A 19466-nucleotide genomic window follows, 5' to 3' on the forward strand; every position below is an offset into this window, starting at 1 on the left:
ACGACGCCTTGGCTCCGTCATCCCCCGGCTCGTCCGGGGGATCCACGGCGGGGCCGGGCGGGATGGATGAGACGCACCGCGCGGGCGGTGAAGTGGATGCCCCGGACGAGCCGGGGCATGACGAAACCAGGGTGCGGCCAGCCCGCATCTTCCTTCCGATTTTTCAGAAAGGGCGCGACGTGAGCGTCATCAAGAGTGTCCGGGCCCATGTCATGGCGGCGCCCGTCGAGAAGCCGTTCACCTCCTCGCGGGGCTGGCTCTACAAGACGCGCGGCACCTGTCTCGTGGAGATCGAGACGGCCGACGGCATCGTCGGCTGGGGCGAGTGCTACGGCCCCTCGGCGGTCGCCAAGGCCTTCATCGAGACCCAGTTCGGCCCGCGCATTCTCGGCCGCGACCCGTTCGACGTGGAGGTGATCTGGGAAGACCTCTACAACCGCATCAAGGATTACGGGAACAAGGGCATGTCGATTGCCGCCATCAGCGGCATCGACATCGCCCTGTGGGACATCATCGGCAAGAGCTGCGGCAAGCCGGTGCACAAGCTCCTCGGCGGCGCCTTCCGCACCGAGGTGGATTGCTACGCCACCGGCCTCTACTTCATCGATTTCGACAATCTCGTGGGCGAGGCGGTGGAGGAAGCCACCGGCTACGTGGACGAGGGCTTCAAGGCCATCAAGATGAAGATCGGCCTTGGCAACATCACCAAGGACTACGAGCGGGTGAAGGCGGTGCGCGACGCCATCGGCCCCGACATCCGCCTGATGGTGGATGCCAACCACGCCTTCTCCGTGCCCGTCGCCATCCGTCTCGGCCGCAAGCTGGAAGAGCTGGACGTGGAGTGGTTCGAGGAGCCCATCTCGCCGGAAGACATCGACGGTTATGTCGAAGTCGCCCGCGCCCTCGACATGGCGGTGGCCGGCGGCGAGAACGAGTTCACCCGCTGGGGCTTCCGCGACGCCATCGTGCGCAAGGCCATGGACATCGTGCAGCCGGACGTGTGCGCCGCCGGCGGCCTCTCCGAGTGCAAGAAGATCGCGGCGCTCGCCTCCACCCATGGCGTCGAGTGCGTGCCCCACGCCTGGGGCTCGGCGGTGGGCATTGCCGCGACGCTCCACTTCCTCGGCTCCCTGGCGGACCAGCCGCCGAGCCTGTTCCCGTTCGAGCCGCTGCTGGAGTTCGAGCAGTGCGAGAACCCGTTCCGCGATCACCTGGCGGTGGAGCCCATCGTGCAGGAGCGCGGCCGGGTGAAGATCCCCACCGGTCCCGGCCTCGGCATCGAGATCGACCGCTCGGTCATCGACCGCTACCGGGTGGCCTGAGCCATGCGCTTCGTGAGCTTCCGCCACGCCGGCGAAGACCGCGCCGGCGTGCTTGAGGGCGATGGCGCGGGCGCCGATGACGTGGTGTTCGACCTCGCCCATCCGGCCATGGCCGATGCCCTCGCCGGCGTCGCGCCCCATGTCCATGCCCTGATCCCCGCCGGCCTGCCCGAGGTGGTTGCGCGCATCACGGCCCACGGGCTTTCCGATGCCGCGCGGCTCCCGGTGCGCGAGGTGGACCTGCTGGCGCCCTATGTGCCGCCGCGCATCTACGCGCTCGCCTTCAATTATCGCGATGCGCTGGCCGAGCGCGGCATGGCGGCGCCGGCCGAGCCGGTGCTGTTCATGAAGCAGGCCTCCACCGTCGTCGGGCCGGGCGCGCCCATCCTTCTGCCCCCGGATATCGGCGGCTGCACCTATGAGGTGGAGATCGCCGCCATCATCGGCCGCCGGGCGCAGAACGTGGCGCGCGAGGATGCGCTCTCCCACGTCGTCGCCTATGCCGTCTTCAACGACATCAGCGCCAGCGAGATGATCAAGCGCGACGGCGGCTTCACCCGCGGCAAGAATCTGCCGACCTTCGGACCTCTGGGCCCCTTCCTCGCCAGCGCCGACGAGATCGCCGATCCGCACGCGCTCGCGCTCTCCCTCGACGTGGACGGCACCCGGCTGCAGGAAGGCATCTCCGCGGACCTCGTGTTCGACATCGCCGATCTGGTCTCCCGCCTGTCGCAGGCCCACACGCTGGAGCCGGGCGACGTGATCGCCACCGGCACGCCGGCCGGCGTCGCCGGCATGCGCAAGCCGCCGGCCTGGCTCAAGCCCGGCTCCGTGGTGCGCGCCCGCGTGGAAGGGCTCGGCACTCTGGTCAATCCCATCGTGGAAGGTGCGCCCTATGGCGAATGAGCGGCCGATCGTCTTCGCCACCAATGCGCTGCATCCGGACGGCGCGGCGCTGCTGGAGGGCGTGGCCGAAATCGTCGTCGGCCCCGACACCTCCGACGACACCCTGCGCCGCCTGACGCGCGCGGCCGACGCGGTGATCGTCCGCGCCAAGCTGCCGGACGATGTGTTCGAGGGCGCGGAGCGCGTCCGGGGCGTGGTGCGGCACGGGGTGGGGCTCGACTTCATCCCCGTCGCGGCGGCGACCGCGCGCGGCATCCCGGTCGCGAACCTGCCCGGCAGCAACACACAGACGGTGGCGGAATATGTGTTCTCCGCCCTGTTCCATCTGCGCCGGCCGCTGGCGCGTGTGGATGCGCGGCTCAGGGCGGACGGCTGGAACCCGGCGCGGGCGGTGGGCGACACCACCCGCGAGATCGCGGGTTCGACCCTCGGCATCATCGGGCTCGGCGCCATTGGCCAGCGCGTCGCGGCCATCGCGCGGGCCGGGTTCGGCATGCGCGTCATCGGCGCGTCGCGCTCCGGCGGGGCGGTCGAGGGCATCGAGGTGGTCGATCTGGAGGCGCTGTTCGCCCAGAGCGACGCGGTGGTCATCGCCTGTCCGCTGACGCCGCAGACCAGGGGCCTCGTGGACGGGCGCCTTCTCGCCCGGATGAAGCCGGATGCCGTGCTCATCAATCCCGCGCGCGGCCCCATCGTGGATACGCAGGCGCTCCTCACCGCGCTCAAGGCCGGGTGGATCGGCGGGGCCGCGACCGATGTCTACGACAGCCATCCCGTGCCGCCGGACAGCCCGCTCTTCGCTTTGCCGAACCTTCTGATGACCCCCCACCTCGCCGGCATCACCGCCACCTCCATGCGGGCCATGAGCATCGGTGCCGCCGAGGAGGTGCTGCGCATCCTCAAGGGCGGCGAGCCGCGGAACCTCGTCAATCCCGATTACCGCGCCGCGCGCACCTGAACCGCGCCGCCAGATTAGAGCATTTCCGGCGAATTCCGGTTCGCCGGAAATGCTCTAAAACTCTGATTAAACGCATTTTCTTCACGCGAACCGGAATCCACTTCGCTCGAAAATGCTTTAGAACCGAGAGAGCCCCATGCGCATTGCCTCCGTCCGTGCCGTCCCCGTCTCCTTTCGCGTGCCCGAGGGCAAGAACGTCACGCTGGGCATCGGCCGGGCGGTGAAGCGGGATTCCGTGCTGGTGCGGGTGGAGACGGACGAGGGCATCGTCGGCTGGGGCGAGGCCCATCACGGCCGCTGCCCGGGCGCGGTGGCGAAGCTCATCGACACCACCTTGTCCGAGCTGGTGCTCGGCATGGACGCGCTGGACGTGGTGGGCGTGTGGCAGAAGGTCTACCGCATGCAGCTCGCCAGCCACGGCATGGGCGCCGCGGCGGCCCTCGCTCTGAGCGGGCTCGACATCGCCTTGTGGGATATCCGCGGCAAGGCGATGAACGCGCCCATCCATCGCCTGCTGGGCGGCGCGCCGAAGAAGATCAAGGCCTATGCCGGCGGCATCTCGCTGGGCTGGCAGGATCCGGCGGCGCTGGCGGAGGAGGCGCAGTCCTACGTGGCGCAGGGCTATCGCGCCCTGAAGCTGCGCGTGGGCGACACGCCGCGCCGCGACATCGCGCGGGTGGAGGCGGTGCGCGCGGCGGTGGGGGACGAGATCGACATTCTCGTCGACGGCAACACCGGCTGCTCGCTCGACGACGTGCGCCGGGTGATGCCGGCCTATGAGGCGGCGAAGGTCGGCTGGTTCGAGGAGCCGTTCCCGCCCCACGATTACCGCAGCTACCAGGACGCCGCGAAGCTCGGCACCGTGCCGCTGGCGGCGGGGGAGAACCATTATACCCGCTTCGAGTTCACCCGCCTGATCGCGGACGGCGCCGTCTCCTTCGCGCAGCCGGACCTCTCCAAGGCCGGCGGCATCACCGAATGCCACCGCATCGCGGTGCTCGCCTCGGCGTGGAAGATGTCGGTGAACCCGCACACATCCGCCACCGGCATCAATATGGTGGCGACGCTGCATTTGATGTGCGCGGTGGACAACCCCGGCTATTTCGAGGGCGACGTCGCCCACCACAACCCGTTCCGCGACGAGGTGTGCGGCCTGCCGTACCAGCTCGCGCCGGACGGCACCGTCACCTGCCGCGAGGGGCCGGGCCTCGGCATCGAGGTGGACGAGGCTTTCCTCGCCGCCCACCCGCTCATCGAGGGCCCGTGCTACGTGTGACTTTGGGGGCCGTCACAGGAAGCCGGTGGAAATCCACGGCACGGCGGCCACGATGATGAGGCCGACGAGCAGCGCGATCATGTAGCCCACGATGGGCTTCATGCCCGCGTCCGGGCTGATGCGGCTGATGGCGCAGGCGGCGTAATAGCCGACGCCGAACGGCGGCGCGAACAGGCCCATGCCCATGGCGAGGATCACCACCATGGAATAGTGCACCTCGTTCACCCCCACCTGCCGCGCGATGGGGAAGAGGAGGGGGCCGAACAGCACGATGGCGGGGATTCCCTCCAGCACCGAGCCCAGCACCACGAACGCCACGATGGAGACCGCGAGGAAGCTCGCCGCCCCGCCCGGCAGCGCGCGCATGGCCTCGGCCAGCGCATTGGAGAAGCCGGACTGGGTGAGCGCCCACGCCATGCCAGTCGCCGCGCCAATGATGAACAGGATGGCGCCGGAGAGCGCCGCCGTATCCACCAGCATGGGGAACAGGCGGCGGAAATCGAACCGGCGATAGATGAGCAGGCCCGCCACCACCGAATAGACGATGCCGATGGTGGAGACCTCGGTGGCGGTCGCGACGCCCTCGATCACCGCCGCGCGGATGACGAAGGGCAGGGCAATGGCCGGCACGGAGATGATGAAGGCACGGCCCACCTCGCCCCAGCTCGCCTTGGCGACGCCGCTCAGATCCTCATGGCGATAGCGCCACCACACCACCGTGCAGAGCGCGACGGCGAGCACCAGCGCCGGCAGGAGGCCGCCGGTGAACAGCGCCGCGATGGAGACGCCCGTGACCGAGCCGATGGTGATGAGCACGATGGAGGGCGGGATGGTCTCTGTCTGCGCGCCCGTCGCGGAGAGCAGCGCCACAAGGTCGCCGGGCTTGGCGCCGCGCTTGGTCATCTCCGGGAACAGGACGGGGGCGACGGCGGCCATGTCGGCGGCCTTCGAGCCGGAGATGCCGGAGACGAGATACATCGCGCCCACCAGCACATAATGCAGGCCGCCCCGCACATGGCCGAGGAGGCTCGCGAGGAAGGCCACCATGGCCTTCGCCATGCCTGTCATCTCGATGAGCTGGCCGAGGAACACGAACAGCGGCACCGCGAGCAGGATGAGGTGGCCCATGCCCTCGTCGAAGCGGCCGATCACCACCATGCTCGGCGTGTGGGTGGACAGCGCGATGTAGGCGAAGGTGGCGATGCCGAAGGAGAAGGCGATGGGCACCGCGATCAGCACCATCACGCCCACGCCGAACAGGAAGAAGATCAGGAGGTTGTAGTTGCCGAGCGTCCGGAACACCGGCCCCAGCGCATAGAACCCGCCGACGATGGCGGCGACCACGACGATCGCGAGCAGGGTATCCCGCGTGGTGGCGTGCTGGGCGAGCTTGAGCAGCCCCACCATCAGCATCAGCACCGTCCCCACCGGGATGGCGGCGGCGCGCCAGGTGTTGGGGATCTCCAGCGCCGGCATCACCACATAGGCTTCCTCCTGCGCGTACTCGATGGCCGGATGGAGGATCATCAGCAGGAAGGCCACGGCGGAGGCGATGGCGATCATGTCGAAGAAGGCGCGGGCACGCGGCTTCATCATGCCGACGATGGCCGTCATGCGCATGTGCTCGCCCCGGTTCAGCGCGATCACCGCGCCGAACATGGACAGCCACAGGAAGAGCATGGAGGCAAGCTCGTCCGACCAGATCAGCGGCTTGTGCAGGGCATAGCGGAAGATCACGCCCGCCAGCAGCACCAGGATTTCCGCCACCACCAGCGCCGCGGCGGGGATCTCCGTCAGCCAGCCCAGGAGGGCGCTGGCCTTGACCGCCCACGCGCGTCCGGTGGCGTCCGAAGGGTCATGGGTGTGTAGCGACATGGAGACCTCTTACCCGATGCAAGCGAGCGCGCCGACTCGCGGGCTGAACGGTCTGCGAAGATCGCTCCGGGCTCAAGGGGAAAGGCGTGGGAAGGGGCGCCACAGGCCCCGCCGTGTGGGGCTTGCCCACGGCATTTTCGCCATTCGGCGCGGCGCACAACGCTGAAGCGGCGTTTGTGCGCTGCATCAACGGCTTCTGTCGGAAGGCGAAGTCCTAGACCACCTGTTCGGACAGGCGGCCCAGTTCCCGCGAGACGAGATCGCGATAGACGCCCGGCCGCCGCATCAGCTCCTCGGGCGGCCCGCTCTCCACCAGCCGCCCGCCGCGCAGCACCAGGATGCGGTCGAACCTGCGCAAGGTGGAGAGGCGGTGCGCGATGGTGATGACGGTGCGCCCGGTCATCAGCCGCTCCAGCGCCGCGCGGATCGCCTCCTCGGCCTCGGTGTCGAGCGCCGAGGTGGCCTCGTCGAGAATGAGGATGGGCGCGTTCTTGAGGAAGGCGCGGGCGATGGCGATGCGCTGGCGCTGCCCGCCGGAGAGCTTCACGCCCCGGTCGCCGACGATGGTGTCGAGGCCCTGCGGCAGCTCCTCGATGAACGGCAGGCAGCGCGCCGCCACGGCCGCTTCCCACACTTGGTCGTCGCCCGCCTCGGGCCGGCTCGCCCACCGGAGCGGCCATTTCAATCTGGCGCAGGGGGCGGTGGGATGCGTCATGGGCGTCGGCGCCTCCATCAGCACCCTTCTCGCCGGCATCGTCGCCGACCGCTTCGGCAGCTTCGCCGCCTTCGAGATGCTCGCGGCGCTGGCGGCGCTCGGCTTTCTCGCGGTGCTGGTCGCCATGCCGGAGACGCGGCGGCAGGAGGACGAGGCTATTTCGGCAGCTTCACCCGATGGCGGGCGATGATCTCGTCCAGCTCCGTCCGCAGCATGGACATGGTTTCGCACAGCCCCATGGCGATCTCCTGGATCGCCGCCTGGGCGGCATCCTGAAGCACCAGCTTCTTCGCCTTCTCGATGCAGTAGCCGGTGAACAGGGCGTCCTGCTCCGGGCCGAGGGCGAGGCCGGACTTGAGCGTGAGAATTTCCGCCGCGTCGCTGCGGTGGGAATTCACCCTGGGGGAATACAATGAGGCTTGCCGGCGCCAGTATTCCGCCTCCGCCACCTGTCCGGCCATGAGGACGACGATGGCGTCGGCCACGCGACGCCGGTCGGCTTCCACGGTGGGATCGAGGGGCGCGCTTTCGGCGTCGGCGAAGCGGGTCTGCCCGCTCAACCCGTCCGGCGGGTGCAGCAGCGCCTCGGTCACGTCCCGCCTGAGCAGAACCGCCACGAGCGCGTGCCCCGCCTCGTGCACCGCGATGGCCTTGCGGCGGATGCCGAGGGGGATCTCGTGGACAGGGGTGGGGTGCGTATCGGTCATGGCGGTTTCGCGACAGCGGGACCATGGCCGAAGCATTTCCCGTACCAGCCGGGCAGCGGTTCAGCGCGCGGCTGTCACCACCTCGCCGTCTTCCTTGGTGAAGCTTTCCGGCGGCGTCTCCAGTAGATCCAGCACGACCTCGGAGGGCCGGCACAGGCGCGTGCCCTTCGGCGTCACCACGATGGGCCGGTTCACGAGGATGGGGTGCTCGACCATGGCCGCGAGCAGGGCGTCGTCGGTCACCTCCGGCCCGTCGAGCTTCAGCTCGGCGACGAGCGGCTCCTTGGCGCGCAGAAGGTCGCGCACAGGCGCGCCTGCGGCGGCGGCGAGGTCCTTGATCTGTGCCTTGGTCCAGCCGGTCTTGAGATATTCCACCACGGTCGGCTCGACGCCGGAGGCGCGGATCATGGCGAGGGTGTTGCGCGAGGTGCCGCAGCGCGGGTTGTGATAGATGGTGACGGCAAAATCGCTCATCGGCGGGATCTCTCGCGAAGCTAGCTGCACAGCGCGAGGCTGGCGGAGAGCGTATTGGCCGGAACGCCGAGCCGGCGCGCCATCTCGCCGGCCGCAATGCCCTCCGGTCCCGCCTCGACGAGCAGGCGCAGCGCGCTGAGGCGGCCTTCGTGTGCGAGGGCGGATAGGACGGGGACGGCCTGATTTAATTCCATATTTCATGAATAATAGAAATATAGCCCGGCCGCAACAGGCGGACTACAACGAGGTCCCATGAAAGGATGGCGTCCGTTCTGCCCAGGGTTTAATCAGCGCCCATATGTCGGGCTTTGCAGGCGCCGCCTCTCGTGCGAATCAGAAGAAGACTTCAAACCGTTCCAGTCCGGCCCCCGCGCCTGCCCCAGATGCGCGCCGACCGGCCGGGGAGTTGAGTGACATGATGAGCCACACGGCCGAGCTTTCCGAGGACACCGTCCGTTCCACTTTGGCCAAGGTGCGCACGCCGGAAGGCGTCGCCTTGTCCGTATCGCCGGCGCTGGCCGGCGTCGTGGTCACGTCGGGCAAGGTCTATCTCTCCATCAACATCGATCCGGCCCAGGCGCGGGCGTGGGAGGATGTGCGCATCGCCGCCGAGAATGCGGTGAAGGCGCTGCCGGGCGTCGCCTCGGCCCTCGTCACCCTCACCGCCGAGCGCAAGCAGGCGCCGGCCGCCCCGGCCCCGGCCGCGCACAACCATGGTCACGGCCACGCCCATGGCGGCGCGCCGGCCCCCCGTGGCATCGCCGTGCCGGGCGTCGCCTCGATCATCGCGGTGGCGTCGGGCAAGGGAGGCGTGGGCAAGTCCACCACCTCCATCAACCTCGCGCTCGCGCTGCGGGACCTCGGCCTCAAGGTCGGCCTGCTCGACGCCGACATCTACGGCCCCTCGGTGCCGCGCCTCACCGGCGTCGCCCAGAAGCCGGAGACCACGGCGGACGGCAAGACCATGCTGCCGCTGGAGAATTTCGGCCTGCAGCTGATGTCCATCGGCTTCCTCGTGGAGGAAGACACGCCGATGATCTGGCGCGGGCCCATGGTCATGTCCGCCATCTCGCAGATGCTGAAGGACGTGAAGTGGGGTCCCCTCGACGTGCTGGTGGTGGACATGCCCCCCGGCACCGGCGACGCCCAGCTGACCATGGCGCAGCAGGTGAACCTCGCCGGCGCGGTCATCGTCTCCACCCCGCAGGACCTGGCCCTCATCGACGCGCGGCGCGGCGTCGCCATGTTCGAGCGTGTGAACGTGCCGATCCTCGGCGTGGTGGAGAACATGTCCCACTTCATCTGCCCCCATTGCGGCGGACGCTCGGACATCTTCGGCCATGGCGGCGCCCATGCGGAGGCGGACAAGATGGGCGTGCCGTTCCTCGGCGAGATCCCGCTCCACATGCGCATCCGCGAAATGTCGGACGCCGGCCTGCCGATTCTCGTCTCCGATCCCGACAGCCCGCAGGCGGATGCCTACCGCCACGTCGCCACCGGCGTGAAGGCGGCCCTCGACAGGGCCACGGCCCAGAGCCGGCAGGCGCCCCGCATCGTCATCGAGTGATGCGGGTGCGGCACCGGCTGGGGCGGTGCCGGGAATTTGAGCCGCCGGGGCATTTTTTCCCCGGCGCGCCGCGTTTCATACCTTCCTCTGCGTTGAGCCCGAACGACGCCTGTTCTAAAAGCGGTAAGACGGCCCGCCCCAGAAGCGGCGCTGCGTTTAAAGAGCCCCAGGGAGTTCTCCATGAAACGCCGTGAGTTCCTCACCGCCGCCAGCGCGGGTGTTGCCGCTTCCGCAGCCGTGGCCATGCCGGCGATCGCGCAGTCGGCGCCGGAAGTGAAGTGGCGCTGCACGTCGTCCTTCCCCAAGTCCCTCGACACCATCTATGGCGCCGCCGAGCTGATGGCGAAGCAGGTGGCCGAGGCGACCGACGGCAAGTTCCAGATCCAGGTGTTCGCGGCGGGCGAAATCGTTCCCGGCCTGCAGGCCCTCGACGCCACCACCAACAAGACCGTCGAGATGTGTCACTCGGCGTCCTACTATTATGTGGGCAAGGACCCGACGTTCGGCCTCGGCACCGCCATTCCGTTCGGCCTGAACGCTCGCCAGATCAACGCCTGGTTCCTGTTCGGCAACGGCATGAACCTCCTGAACGAGTTCTACAAGAAGTACGGCGTGGTGATGTTCCCCGGCGGCAACACCGGCGGGCAGATGGGCGGCTGGTTCCGTAAGGAAATCAAGACGGTCGAGGACCTCAAGGGCCTCAAGATGCGCATCGCCGGCATCGGCGGGCAGGTGCTGGCCAAGCTCGGCGTGGTGCCGCAGCAGCTCGCCGGCGGCGACATCTATCCCGCGCTGGAGAAGGGCACCATTGACGCGGCCGAATGGGTCGGCCCGTATGACGACGAGAAGCTCGGCCTCTTCAAGGTGGCCCAGTATTATTACTTCCCCGGCTGGTGGGAAGGCTCCGCCGCCCTCAACTTCTTCGTCAACCAGGACAAGCTCGCCGAGCTGCCGAAGAACTACAAGGCGATCCTCACCTCTGCCATGGCGCAGGCCAACGAGAGCATGCTCGCGAGCTACGACGCCAAGAACCCGGTGGCCGTGCAGAGCCTCGTGAAGGCTGGCACCCAGCTGCGCCGCTATCCCGGCGACGTGATGGACGCCGCCTACAAGGCCTCGCAGCAGCTCTATGAGGAAATCGGCGGCAAGAACGAGGACTTCAAGAAGATCTACGAGGACATGAAGACGTTCCGCAACAACGCCTATCTGTGGTGGCAGATCGTCGAGTTCACGTATGACGACTTCATGGTGCGCGCCCGCACCCGCGGCTGACGCGTTCTGCGGTCGCCCTCCAGTCAAGGCAAAGCCCCGGAGCGACGCTCCGGGGCTTTTTTCTTAAGGCGTCGGTCAGCGCGTGCCGCCGGGGGTCGCCTGGGTGCGGCCACCCTCCTGCGCCGGGCCCCGGTGGGGATCCTGTCCGGCCGCCGTGCCGGAGCGCGGGGTCACCGTGCCGGTGGTGTCCATGGCCGGGGCGTTGCCGCTGGACGAGGCACCGGGCGTCGCCTGCGTGCGGCCGCCCTGCTGCGCGGGACCGTGCTGGGTATCGGCGCCGGCGGCAATGCCCGAGCGCGGGGTGGGGGGCACGCTCGGATCGGGCGCCGTCATGCCGCTGCTGCTCGAGCCGGGGGTAGCCTGTGTGCGGCCGCCTTCCTGCGCGGGGCCGCGCTGGGTGTTCTGGCCGGCGGCGGTACCGGACTGCGCGCTCGCGGCGCCGGTCATGGCGATCAGCGCGGCGGTGGCGACGGGAATGGCGAACTTCGCGATGCTCATGCGGGGTCTCCCTCCAATTGACTGCACGGCATGACAACCGCGCAGACCGCATTTCGGTTCATTCCCGATTTTCGATTGGCGTGAGCGAAGTTGGCGCGGCCACGTTGCAATCGCGCCGCCCTCTGCCTAGTGTCCGCGCGCCTCTCGCGCCCTTGTCCCGCGACGCCGGGGAGGGCGCGCCGTGGTCACGTTGCTGCGAGCTGTTGTGAAATGATCGACCCGAGCCTTCCCGCCCACATGCGCCCCGACCGTTCGTTCCAGGCGCTGCTCCTGACCCTTCAGCGATTCTGGGCGGACCAGGGCTGCGTGGTGCTCCAGCCCTACGACATGGAAGTGGGCGCCGGCACCTTCCATCCGGCGACGACGCTCCGCGCCCTCGGCCCGAAGCATTGGAAGGCCGCCTATGTGCAGCCCTCGCGCCGCCCCAAGGACGGCCGCTATGGCGAGAACCCCAACCGGCTCCAGCATTATTACCAGTTCCAGGTCATCCTGAAGCCCTCGCCGGACAATCTGCAGGATCTGTACCTGCAGTCGCTCGCCGCCATCGGCGTGGACCTGAAGCTGCACGACGTGCGCTTCGTGGAGGATGACTGGGAGAGCCCGACGCTGGGTGCCTGGGGCCTCGGCTGGGAATGCTGGTGCGACGGCATGGAGGTGTCGCAATTCACCTATTTCCAGCAGGTCGCGGGCTTCGAGTGTGCCCCGGTCTCGGGCGAACTCACCTACGGGCTGGAGCGCCTCGCCATGTATGTGCAGGGCGTGGAGAACGTCTACGACCTGAATTTCAATGGCCGCGAGGGCGCCGAGAAGACCACCTACGGCGATGTGTTCAAGCAGGCCGAGCAGGAATATTCGCGGCACAATTTCGAGGCGGCCGATACGGACATGCTGTTCGAGCAGTTCCGCATGGCCGAGGCCGCCTGCCACAAGTATCTCGCGTTCGGCGACAAGGGCGAAAAGCACGACATGGCCCTGCCGGCCTACGACCAGTGCATCAAGGCCTCCCACGTCTTCAACCTGCTCGACGCGCGGGGCGTGATCTCCGTCACCGAGCGGCAGAGCTACATCCTGCGCGTGCGCGAACTGGCCAAGGCCTGCGGCGCGGCCTGGCTGAAGACGGCCGGCGGCGGCGCCGCGGCCTGAGGGCGTAAACGGTAAGGGGTTGCCCCGGCCCGGGGGCGGGTGTTAGCTGAAGCGAAGCTGCAACCCACCCGTCCGGACGGGCCATGACCGACACCGATGCCGGCACCCGTGACCTTTCCGGCATCGTTCCGCCCGATGCGCCGGGGCCGGCCGGCTCCTCGCCGCGCCTGCTCGCGGCGGGCGCGATCGGCAACGTGCTCGAGTGGTACGATTTCGCCTCCTACGGCTTCCTCGCGCCCATCTTCGCCCGCACCTTCTTCCCGGCCGAGGATGCGCTGGTGGGGCTGATCTCCGCCTTCGGCCTGTTCGGCGCGGCCTTCCTGATGCGGCCGCTGGGCGCCATCCTGTTCGGCCATGTGGGCGACAGGTTCGGCCCGCGCATCGCGCTCATCGCCTCGGTCTCGGTCATGAGTTGCGCCACGGTGGGCATCGGCCTCCTGCCCACCTATGCCACGGCCGGCTTCCTCGCCCCTCTGCTGCTGCTGCTCCTGCGGCTGCTGCAGGGGCTTTCCATCGGCGGGGAATATACCACCTCCTCCATCTATCTCGCGGAGCACGCCGTGCCGCGCCGTCGTGGCCTCACGGCAGCCTTCTCCACGGCGGGCGGGCAGACCGGGACGTTGCTGGGCTCGGGCGTCTGCGCGCTGCTCAGCGCGCTCCTCTCCGCGCAGGCGATGGAGGCCTTCGGGTGGCGGCTGCCCTTCCTGCTCGGCGCGGTGCTCGGCATTGCGGCCCTGCTGCTGCGCCGGCCCCGGCCCGGCGACCGCGGCGGCAGCACGGCGCGGGGGCTGCCGCTGACGCGCGCATTCCGCGAAGCCGGGGGCTTCATCATCGCGGCGATGCTGGTGACCCTCTTCGTCGGCGCCGACACCTATCTGCTGTTCGTCTATCTGCCGACCTATATCGAGGCGGAGTCCGGCCTGGCGCCCGGGACGGCGCTTGCCTTCACCACCCTCGCGCTCATCGTGTCGGTGACCTGTTGCCTCCTGTTCGGCGCCCTGTCGGATCACATCGGTCGGCGCCGGATCGTCGCGGCGGGGCTTGCCGGCTTCGTTGTGCTGTCCTGGCCGCTGTTCCAGCTGCTGCGCGGCGGCGGCCCGGCGGAAGTGCTCGCTGCGCAGGTCGTCTTCTCCGTCATGGCAGCGGCGGTCACGAGCCCGCTGCCGTCGCTGCTGGTGGAAATTTTCGAGACGCCCGTGCGCTGCAGCGCCATGGGCTTTGCCTGGAATCTCGGGATCGGCGTATCGGGCGGGCTGGCGCCCATGCTCGCCACCTATTTCGTGAAAGGCCTCGGACTCACCATGGCGCCGGCGGTCCATCTGATGGCACTGGCCGCCCTTGCCCTCGCTGGGGTTGCCGCGTTGCCCGAGCGTCGCGGCCGGGTGCTGGACGTGCCGCCGCAAAGCCCCTAACGCTTGAGCTGAGTGGGGGCGGGAACGCATGAGCAGCATCGCGCATACGGACGCGGACGCCGGGGGCGTCGCCAGCGGTGTTTCCGGGGGGAGCGCGCCGCAGGATGCGCCCGTGCTCTCCCGGCGGCTGATGGCCGCCGGCATGCTCGGCAACGTGCTGGAATGGTACGACTTTGCCGTCTACGGCTTCCTCGCCAGCATCTTCGCCCGCAACTTCTTTCCCGAGACGAGCCCCACGGCGGCCATGCTGTCCGTGTTCGGCGTGTTCGCCGCCTCCTTCCTCATGCGGCCGCTCGGCTCCGTGCTGTTCGGCCATATCGGCGACCGGCTGGGCCGGCGCGCGGCGCTCATGTCGTCCGCCGCGCTCATGAGCATCTCCACCTTCTGCGTCGGCCTCCTGCCCACCTATGAGACGGCCGGCGTGCTCTCCGCCGTGCTGCTGCTGGTGCTGCGCCTCGCGCAGGGGCTTTCGGTGGGCGGGGAATACATGACCTCCGCCGTCTTCCTGGCGGAGAATGCGCAAATGCGCTGGCGCGGGGCGGTGACCTCGCTGGTCATCGTCGGTTGCAACGGCGGCATGCTTTTGGGCTCGGCGGTGGGGGCGCTGGTCTCCGGCCTCATGTCGGCGGACGATCTCGCCGCCTGGGGCTGGCGCATCCCCTTCCTGCTCGGCTGCCTGCTCGGCGGCTTCGCCCTGTTCCTGCGCCGGACGGTGGCGCGGGACGTGAAGCCCGTCCATCGCCCGACCCTGCCGGTGGTGGAGGCCTTCCGCGAGAACGGCGGCGACATCCTGCGGGCGACGCTCATCAACATCGTGCTGGGCATCGCCTATTACCTCGCCTTCGTCTATCTCGCGACCTGGCTCCAGCAGCAGGAGCATTTCACGCCCCATGTGGCGCTGGAGCTGAACGCCATCAGCATGGCGGTGGTGATGGTCGGCTGCCTGGGCTTTGCCGCGCTCTCCGACCGCATTGGCCGAAAGCCGCTCATCGTCGGCGGCTTCCTGTGTCTTGCCGTCTTCACCTGGCCGCTGTTCCTGCTGCTGCATTCCGGCTCGACCGGGCTGGCGCTGCTGGGGCAGCTGGGCTTTGCGGTGATCGTCTCCATCTATGGCGGGCCCATCGCGGTGGCGCTGGTGGAGATGTTTCCCCGCCACACCCGCTGCACGGCGGTGGGGCTGAGCTGGAATCTCGGCCTCGGCCTCGGCGGCGGCACGGCGCCCATGGTGGCGGTGCTGCTGGTGAGTCTCACCGGGGATGCCATGGCCCCGGCCTTCTATGTGATCGCCGGCGGCGTGGTGGCCTTCCTCGCCGCATTGGGGCTGAAGGAGACGCGCGGCCGGCCGCTCGACTGACCCCGCCCCCTCGACGCGGCTGCCGAAACGCTCTAGAGCACGCGCCAATCAGATTGCATCGCAATCTGATTGGATCACGCGTTCTCTTTTTTGAGTTTAGAGGGCGATTCACCGAGCGGATTGATTCAATCCGCTCGGATCGCGCTCTAGCACAGGCCCGAAATTCACCCGCCGCGCGCAAGCGCCAGCCTCCCCGCATGGGGAGGACGAGCCCGAACCGATGCCCGATCTTCTGCTCGAACTCTTCTCCGAGGAAATCCCCGCCCGCATGCAGGCCCAGGCGGCCGACGCGCTGAAGAAGCTCGTCACCGACGCTCTGGTGGAGCGCGGCCTGCTCTATGAGGGCGCGAAGGCCTTCGTGACGCCGCGCCGCCTCGCGCTCGCGGTGCACGGACTGCCCGGCCGGCAGGCCGACCAGAAGGAAGAGAAGAAGGGACCGCGCGTGGGCGCGCCCGAGCAGGCGGTGGCCGGCTTCCTGAAAGCGGCGGGCCTTTCCTCCCTCGATCAGGCGACCATCCAGTCCGATCCCAAGAAGGGCGATTTCTATGTGGCCGTGGTGGAAAAGCCCGGCCGCGCCACCACCGAGGTGGTGGCGGAGATCGTGCCCGACATCATCCGCAGATTCCCCTGGCCGAAATCCATGCGCTGGGGCACCGGGACGCTGCGCTGGGTGCGCCCGCTGCACTCCATCGTCGCCACCTTCGGCGCCGAGGGGGACGAGCCGGAGGTGGTGCATTTCTCCGTGGACGGCATCGCGGCGTCCAACGTCACCCGCGGCCACCGCTTCCTCGCGCCCGAGCCCTTCACCGTGAAGCGGCTGGACGACTGGATGGCGAAGCTGGAGGCCGCCAAGGTGGTGGCCGACCGCGACCGCCGCAAGGAAATCATCCTCAACGACGCCAAGGACCTGGCGCTCGCCGCCGGCCTTGATCTGGTGGAGGACGAGGGGCTGCTGGACGAGGTGTGCGGCCTCGTGGAATGGCCCGTGGTGCTGATGGGATCGTTCGAGGCGCGCTTCCTCGACATTCCGGACGAGGTGATCCGCGCCACCATCCGCGCCAACCAGAAGTGCTTCGTGCTGAAGGACCCGAAGAGCGGGCGCCTCGCCAACCGCTTCATCCTCATCTCGAACCTCGTCGCCTCGGACGGCGGCAAGGCCATCGTCGCCGGCAACGAGCGCGTCATCCGCGCCCGCCTGTCGGACGCGAAATTCTTCTGGGACACGGACCGGCTGAACGGCCTCGCCAGCCGCATGCCCAAGTTCCAGTCCATCACCTTCCACGAGAAGCTGGGCTCCCAGGCCGAGCGCATCGAGCGCATCGTGCGCCTCGCCAAGGAGCTGGCCCCCAAGGTGGGCGCGCCGGTGGCGCTGGCCGAGGAGGCCGCGCTGGTGGCGAAGGCGGATCTGCTCACCGAGGTGGTGGGCGAGTTCCCCGAGCTTCAGGGCCTCATGGGCCGTTACTACGCGCAGGGCGAGAATTTGCCCCCGGAAGTCGCCGCCGCCTGCGAGGAGCACTACAAGCCGCAGGGTCCGAACGACCGCGTGCCCACCGCCCCGGTCTCCGTGGCCGTGGCGCTGGCGGACAAGATCGACACGCTGGTGGGCTTCTGGGCCATCGACGAGAAGCCGACCGGGAGCAAGGACCCTTACGCGCTGCGGCGGGCGGCGCTGGGGGTGATCCGGATTGTGCTGGAGAATGAAAAGCGCCTCCGTCTGATGGATGTTTTCAATTTCGCTGCCGGAGGCAAAGGAGGTCTTTCAGCCTTTGACAGTGTGCGGTTTTCTGATGCCAAATATTCCCCGGCTGATGCTCATCAGGTTATGGATGACGTTATACAGGCGCACCGCGAGGCCGGGATTGATTACAAGACTGCTAAGGCTCTATTCGACCTCCTCGCCTTCTTCGCCGACCGCCTGAAAGTCTACCTGCGCGATCGCGGCGCCCGTCACGATCTCGTCGATGCCGTCTTCGCGCTGGAAGGGCAGGACGACCTCCTCCTCGTCGTCCGCCGCGTGGAGGCGCTGGCCGCCTTCCTCGCCACCGAGGACGGCAGGAACCTCCTCGCCGGCTACCGCCGCGCGGTGAATATCCTGCGCATCGAGGAGAAGAAGGACGGCCGCGCCTTCGCCGGCCCCACCGTCGCCGCTTTGCTCAAGGAGCCGGCCGAGGAACACCTCGCCGCCGCCATCGACGATGTGAAGGCCCGCGTCTCCAAGGCCGTCGCGGCCGAGGATTTCGCGGCGGCCATGACCGCGCTGTCCGACCTGCGCCAGCCGGTGGACGCCTTCTTCGACGCCGTGACGGTGAACGACGCCGATCCCGCTTTGCGCGAGAACCGCCTGAAGCTGCTCGACGAAATCCGCGCCGCCACCCGCGGCATCGCCGATTTCGACCGTATCGAGGGGTAGGGCGGGGCCCTTTCAATCCCGAAAGGCGGGGTCCCCTCCCGCTGGACGAGGGGAGCCGTGGTGCGCGCCGGGAGCGCCATCCCGCACATCCCGGCTTGTCTGCCGCGCGCGGCTCTGCAAGGGTGCCGGCACGTCACACGACTGACGCCAGAACCATCCACCGGGGACTTCGCCGCCATGGGTTTCAAGGGACTTCTCGCTTCCACCGCGCTCCTTGGCACGCTCGCACTGTCCGGCGCGGCCGCGGCCGATCCGGTGAAGGTGGGGCTGGTCTCCACCTTGTCCGGCCCGTCCGCCGTGCTCGGCCAGCACATGCGCGACGGCTTCCTGCTGGCGGTGAAGGAGCTGGGCGGCAAGCTCGGCGGGCAGCAGACCGAAGTGATCGTCGTCGATGACGAACTGAAGCCCGACATCGCCGTGCAGAAGGTGAAGGGCCTGCTTGAGCGCGACAAGGTGGACTTCGTCGCCGGCGTGGTCTTCTCCAATGTGATGGGCGCGGTGGCGAAGCCGGTGACGGCCAACGAGACCTTCCTCATCTCCGGCAATGCCGGCCCCTCCACCATCGCCGGCGCCGGCTGCAGCCCCTTCTTCTTCTCCGCCTCCTACCAGAACGACCAGAACCACGAGGTTCTCGGCAAGTATGCGCAGGACAAGGGCTTCAAGAAGGTGGTGCTGATCGCCCCCAACTATCAGGCGGGCAAGGATTCGCTGGCCGGCTTCAAGCGCTATTACAAGGGCGAGGTGGCGGACGAGATCTACACCCAGCTCGGCCAGCTCGATTTCTCCGCCGAGCTTGCGAAGATCGCCGCCGCCAAGCCCGATGCCGTCTTCACCTTCATGCCCGGCGGCATGGGCGTGAACCTCGTGAAGCAGTACCGGCAGGCGGGCCTCGCCGACACCACGCCCTTCCTCTCCGCCTTCACCGTGGACGAGACGACGCTCCCCGCCACCGGCGAGGCGGCGCTCGGCTTCTACTCCGGCGCGGCCTGGGCGCCGGACCTCGACACCTCCGCCAACAAGGCCTTCGTGGCGGCGTTCGAGAAGGAATACGGCTACATCCCCGCGCTCTACGCCGCGCAGGGCTATGATGCCGCCAAGCTCATCGACAGCGCCCTGAAGGCCACCGGCGGCAAGACCGCCGACAAGGCGGCCGTGCGCGCGGCGCTGAAGAAGGCGGACTTTTCGAGCGTGCGCGGCAATTTCAAGTTCAACACCAACCAGTTCCCCATCCAGGACTTCTACCTCGTGAAGGTGGGCAAGCGGGCGGACGGGAAGGTGGAGACCATGGTGCAGGAGAAGGTCTTCTCCAATTATGGCGACGCCTATGCGGAAAAGTGCGAGATGAAGTGAGGCCCGGCCTCACCTCATCTCGCACCCCGGACGCATGCAGCGACAGCGGAATGCGGGCAGGGGGCCCGCGCCGAGGGTTCGCCGAAGGCGGCGTGCCCCGTCCGGGGAGCGGCCTCCTGATTAGTAGACGTCATGCCCCGGCTTGTGAGGAAGTCGGCTGTTGCCGACTTCCTTTCGAGAGTCCGGAACCCGGCAACAGCCGGGTTCCGGGGGCATCCACCCCACCG

Annotated in this window: 17 protein-coding genes and 1 pseudogene; 12 read left to right on the top strand and 6 right to left on the bottom strand. The window is 68.5% G+C overall.

The window, feature by feature from the left end; translation table 11 throughout:
- Positions 1–179 precede the first annotated feature (179 nt).
- The 4 genes from V5F63_RS07825 (at position 180) to V5F63_RS07840 (ending at position 4462) form a co-directional block, all read left to right on the top strand.
- Positions 180–1322, top strand: a complete 1143-nt coding sequence (locus tag V5F63_RS07825) for a mandelate racemase/muconate lactonizing enzyme family protein (RefSeq protein WP_394102056.1) — start codon at positions 180–182, stop codon at positions 1320–1322.
- A 3-nt stretch (positions 1323–1325) separates the two neighbouring features.
- Positions 1326–2228: a fumarylacetoacetate hydrolase family protein gene (locus V5F63_RS07830; protein WP_394102055.1), complete on the top strand. Its 903-nt coding sequence runs from the start codon at positions 1326–1328 to the stop codon at positions 2226–2228.
- Complete coding sequence (locus V5F63_RS07835) at positions 2218–3186, top strand: hydroxyacid dehydrogenase (protein ID WP_394102054.1); 969 nt, start codon at positions 2218–2220, stop codon at positions 3184–3186. Before V5F63_RS07830 ends, V5F63_RS07835 begins: the two co-directional genes overlap by 11 nt.
- A 136-nt stretch (positions 3187–3322) precedes the next feature.
- The gene (locus tag V5F63_RS07840; protein WP_209488531.1) at positions 3323–4462 is read left to right on the top strand and encodes a mandelate racemase/muconate lactonizing enzyme family protein; all 1140 of its coding nucleotides are present in this window, start codon (positions 3323–3325) and stop codon (positions 4460–4462) included.
- Between the two features lie 12 nt (positions 4463–4474).
- Here the strand turns inward: V5F63_RS07840 and V5F63_RS07845 are convergent, their stop codons facing one another.
- Complete coding sequence (locus tag V5F63_RS07845) at positions 4475–6337, bottom strand: TRAP transporter large permease (protein ID WP_394102053.1); 1863 nt, start codon at positions 6335–6337, stop codon at positions 4475–4477.
- Positions 6338–6551: 214 nt separating this feature from the next.
- Positions 6552–6995, bottom strand: a pseudogene (locus V5F63_RS07850) (ATP-binding cassette domain-containing protein); the annotation flags it as partial.
- A gap of 55 nt (positions 6996–7050) precedes the next feature.
- On the opposite strand from V5F63_RS07850, the gene V5F63_RS07855 reads away from it, so the two are divergent.
- Complete coding sequence (locus V5F63_RS07855; protein WP_394102052.1) at positions 7051–7242, top strand: hypothetical protein; 192 nt, start codon at positions 7051–7053, stop codon at positions 7240–7242.
- Here the strand turns inward: V5F63_RS07855 and V5F63_RS07860 are convergent.
- The 3 genes from V5F63_RS07860 to V5F63_RS07870 are packed head-to-tail and all read right to left on the bottom strand — an operon-like array spanning position 7208 to position 8427.
- Entirely contained in the window at positions 7208–7759 is a 552-nt protein-coding gene (locus V5F63_RS07860) for a hypothetical protein (protein ID WP_394102051.1), read from the bottom strand. The genes V5F63_RS07855 and V5F63_RS07860 overlap by 35 nt on opposite strands.
- Positions 7760–7819: 60 nt before the next feature.
- On the bottom strand, positions 7820–8233 hold the full coding sequence (arsC, locus tag V5F63_RS07865) for an arsenate reductase (glutaredoxin) (protein ID WP_394102050.1): 414 nt from the start codon (positions 8231–8233) through the stop codon (positions 7820–7822).
- 20 nt (positions 8234–8253) lie between these two features.
- Positions 8254–8427, bottom strand: a complete 174-nt coding sequence (locus V5F63_RS07870) for a hypothetical protein (RefSeq protein WP_209488536.1) — start codon at positions 8425–8427, stop codon at positions 8254–8256.
- A gap of 221 nt (positions 8428–8648) precedes the next feature.
- Here V5F63_RS07870 and V5F63_RS07875 point away from each other — a divergent pair, with 221 nt between their 5' ends.
- Together V5F63_RS07875 and V5F63_RS07880 are read left to right on the top strand one after the other, a co-directional pair.
- On the top strand, positions 8649–9800 hold the full coding sequence (locus tag V5F63_RS07875) for an Mrp/NBP35 family ATP-binding protein (RefSeq protein WP_394102049.1): 1152 nt from the start codon (positions 8649–8651) through the stop codon (positions 9798–9800).
- A gap of 180 nt (positions 9801–9980) precedes the next feature.
- Positions 9981–11072, top strand: coding sequence for a TRAP transporter substrate-binding protein (locus V5F63_RS07880; RefSeq protein WP_209488537.1), 1092 nt, complete (start codon positions 9981–9983; stop codon positions 11070–11072).
- Positions 11073–11147: 75 nt separating this feature from the next.
- Here V5F63_RS07880 and V5F63_RS07885 read toward each other — a convergent pair whose 3' ends face one another.
- Positions 11148–11570 carry a hypothetical protein gene (locus V5F63_RS07885; RefSeq protein ID WP_209488538.1) on the bottom strand — a complete coding sequence of 141 codons (423 nt, stop codon included), beginning with the start codon at positions 11568–11570 and terminating at the stop codon, positions 11148–11150.
- A gap of 213 nt (positions 11571–11783) precedes the next feature.
- On the opposite strand from V5F63_RS07885, the gene V5F63_RS07890 reads away from it, so the two are divergent.
- The 5 genes from V5F63_RS07890 (at position 11784) to V5F63_RS07910 (ending at position 19239) form a co-directional block, all read left to right on the top strand.
- Positions 11784–12713, top strand: a complete 930-nt coding sequence (locus V5F63_RS07890; RefSeq protein ID WP_394102165.1) for a glycine--tRNA ligase subunit alpha — start codon at positions 11784–11786, stop codon at positions 12711–12713.
- Positions 12714–12796: 83 nt separating this feature from the next.
- Positions 12797–14125 carry an MFS transporter gene (locus V5F63_RS07895; protein ID WP_394029815.1) on the top strand — a complete coding sequence of 443 codons (1329 nt, stop codon included), beginning with the start codon at positions 12797–12799 and terminating at the stop codon, positions 14123–14125.
- A 28-nt stretch (positions 14126–14153) separates the two neighbouring features.
- The gene (locus tag V5F63_RS07900; protein WP_394102048.1) at positions 14154–15479 is read left to right on the top strand and encodes an MFS transporter; all 1326 of its coding nucleotides are present in this window, start codon (positions 14154–14156) and stop codon (positions 15477–15479) included.
- A gap of 220 nt (positions 15480–15699) precedes the next feature.
- Positions 15700–17889, top strand: a complete 2190-nt coding sequence (glyS, locus tag V5F63_RS07905; RefSeq protein ID WP_394102047.1) for a glycine--tRNA ligase subunit beta — start codon at positions 15700–15702, stop codon at positions 17887–17889.
- A gap of 177 nt (positions 17890–18066) precedes the next feature.
- Positions 18067–19239, top strand: coding sequence for an ABC transporter substrate-binding protein (locus tag V5F63_RS07910; RefSeq protein WP_209488541.1), 1173 nt, complete (start codon positions 18067–18069; stop codon positions 19237–19239).
- The last annotated feature ends 227 nt before the right edge of the window (positions 19240–19466 follow it).

The organism is Xanthobacter wiegelii (assembly GCF_043193855.2).
Lineage (GTDB): Bacteria > Pseudomonadota > Alphaproteobacteria > Rhizobiales > Xanthobacteraceae > Xanthobacter > Xanthobacter flavus_A.

What these genes read in the sequence shown, in the direction of transcription:
- V5F63_RS07830 (WP_394102055.1), top strand. Translation starts at nt 1,326, where the DNA reads ATGCGCTTCGTGAGCTTCCGCCACGCCGGCGAAGACCGCGCCGGCGTG.
- V5F63_RS07835 (WP_394102054.1), top strand. Translation starts at nt 2,218, where the DNA reads ATGGCGAATGAGCGGCCGATCGTCTTCGCCACCAATGCGCTGCATCCG.
- V5F63_RS07840 (WP_209488531.1), top strand. Translation starts at nt 3,323, where the DNA reads ATGCGCATTGCCTCCGTCCGTGCCGTCCCCGTCTCCTTTCGCGTGCCC.
- V5F63_RS07845 (WP_394102053.1), bottom strand. Translation starts at nt 6,337, where the DNA reads ATGTCGCTACACACCCATGACCCTTCGGACGCCACCGGACGCGCGTGG.
- V5F63_RS07855 (WP_394102052.1), top strand. Translation starts at nt 7,051, where the DNA reads ATGGGCGTCGGCGCCTCCATCAGCACCCTTCTCGCCGGCATCGTCGCC.
- V5F63_RS07860 (WP_394102051.1), bottom strand. Translation starts at nt 7,759, where the DNA reads ATGACCGATACGCACCCCACCCCTGTCCACGAGATCCCCCTCGGCATC.
- arsC (WP_394102050.1), bottom strand. Translation starts at nt 8,233, where the DNA reads ATGAGCGATTTTGCCGTCACCATCTATCACAACCCGCGCTGCGGCACC.
- V5F63_RS07870 (WP_209488536.1), bottom strand. Translation starts at nt 8,427, where the DNA reads ATGGAATTAAATCAGGCCGTCCCCGTCCTATCCGCCCTCGCACACGAA.
- V5F63_RS07875 (WP_394102049.1), top strand. Translation starts at nt 8,649, where the DNA reads ATGATGAGCCACACGGCCGAGCTTTCCGAGGACACCGTCCGTTCCACT.
- V5F63_RS07880 (WP_209488537.1), top strand. Translation starts at nt 9,981, where the DNA reads ATGAAACGCCGTGAGTTCCTCACCGCCGCCAGCGCGGGTGTTGCCGCT.
- V5F63_RS07885 (WP_209488538.1), bottom strand. Translation starts at nt 11,570, where the DNA reads ATGAGCATCGCGAAGTTCGCCATTCCCGTCGCCACCGCCGCGCTGATC.
- V5F63_RS07895 (WP_394029815.1), top strand. Translation starts at nt 12,797, where the DNA reads ATGACCGACACCGATGCCGGCACCCGTGACCTTTCCGGCATCGTTCCG.
- V5F63_RS07900 (WP_394102048.1), top strand. Translation starts at nt 14,154, where the DNA reads ATGAGCAGCATCGCGCATACGGACGCGGACGCCGGGGGCGTCGCCAGC.
- glyS (WP_394102047.1), top strand. Translation starts at nt 15,700, where the DNA reads ATGCCCGATCTTCTGCTCGAACTCTTCTCCGAGGAAATCCCCGCCCGC.
- V5F63_RS07910 (WP_209488541.1), top strand. Translation starts at nt 18,067, where the DNA reads ATGGGTTTCAAGGGACTTCTCGCTTCCACCGCGCTCCTTGGCACGCTC.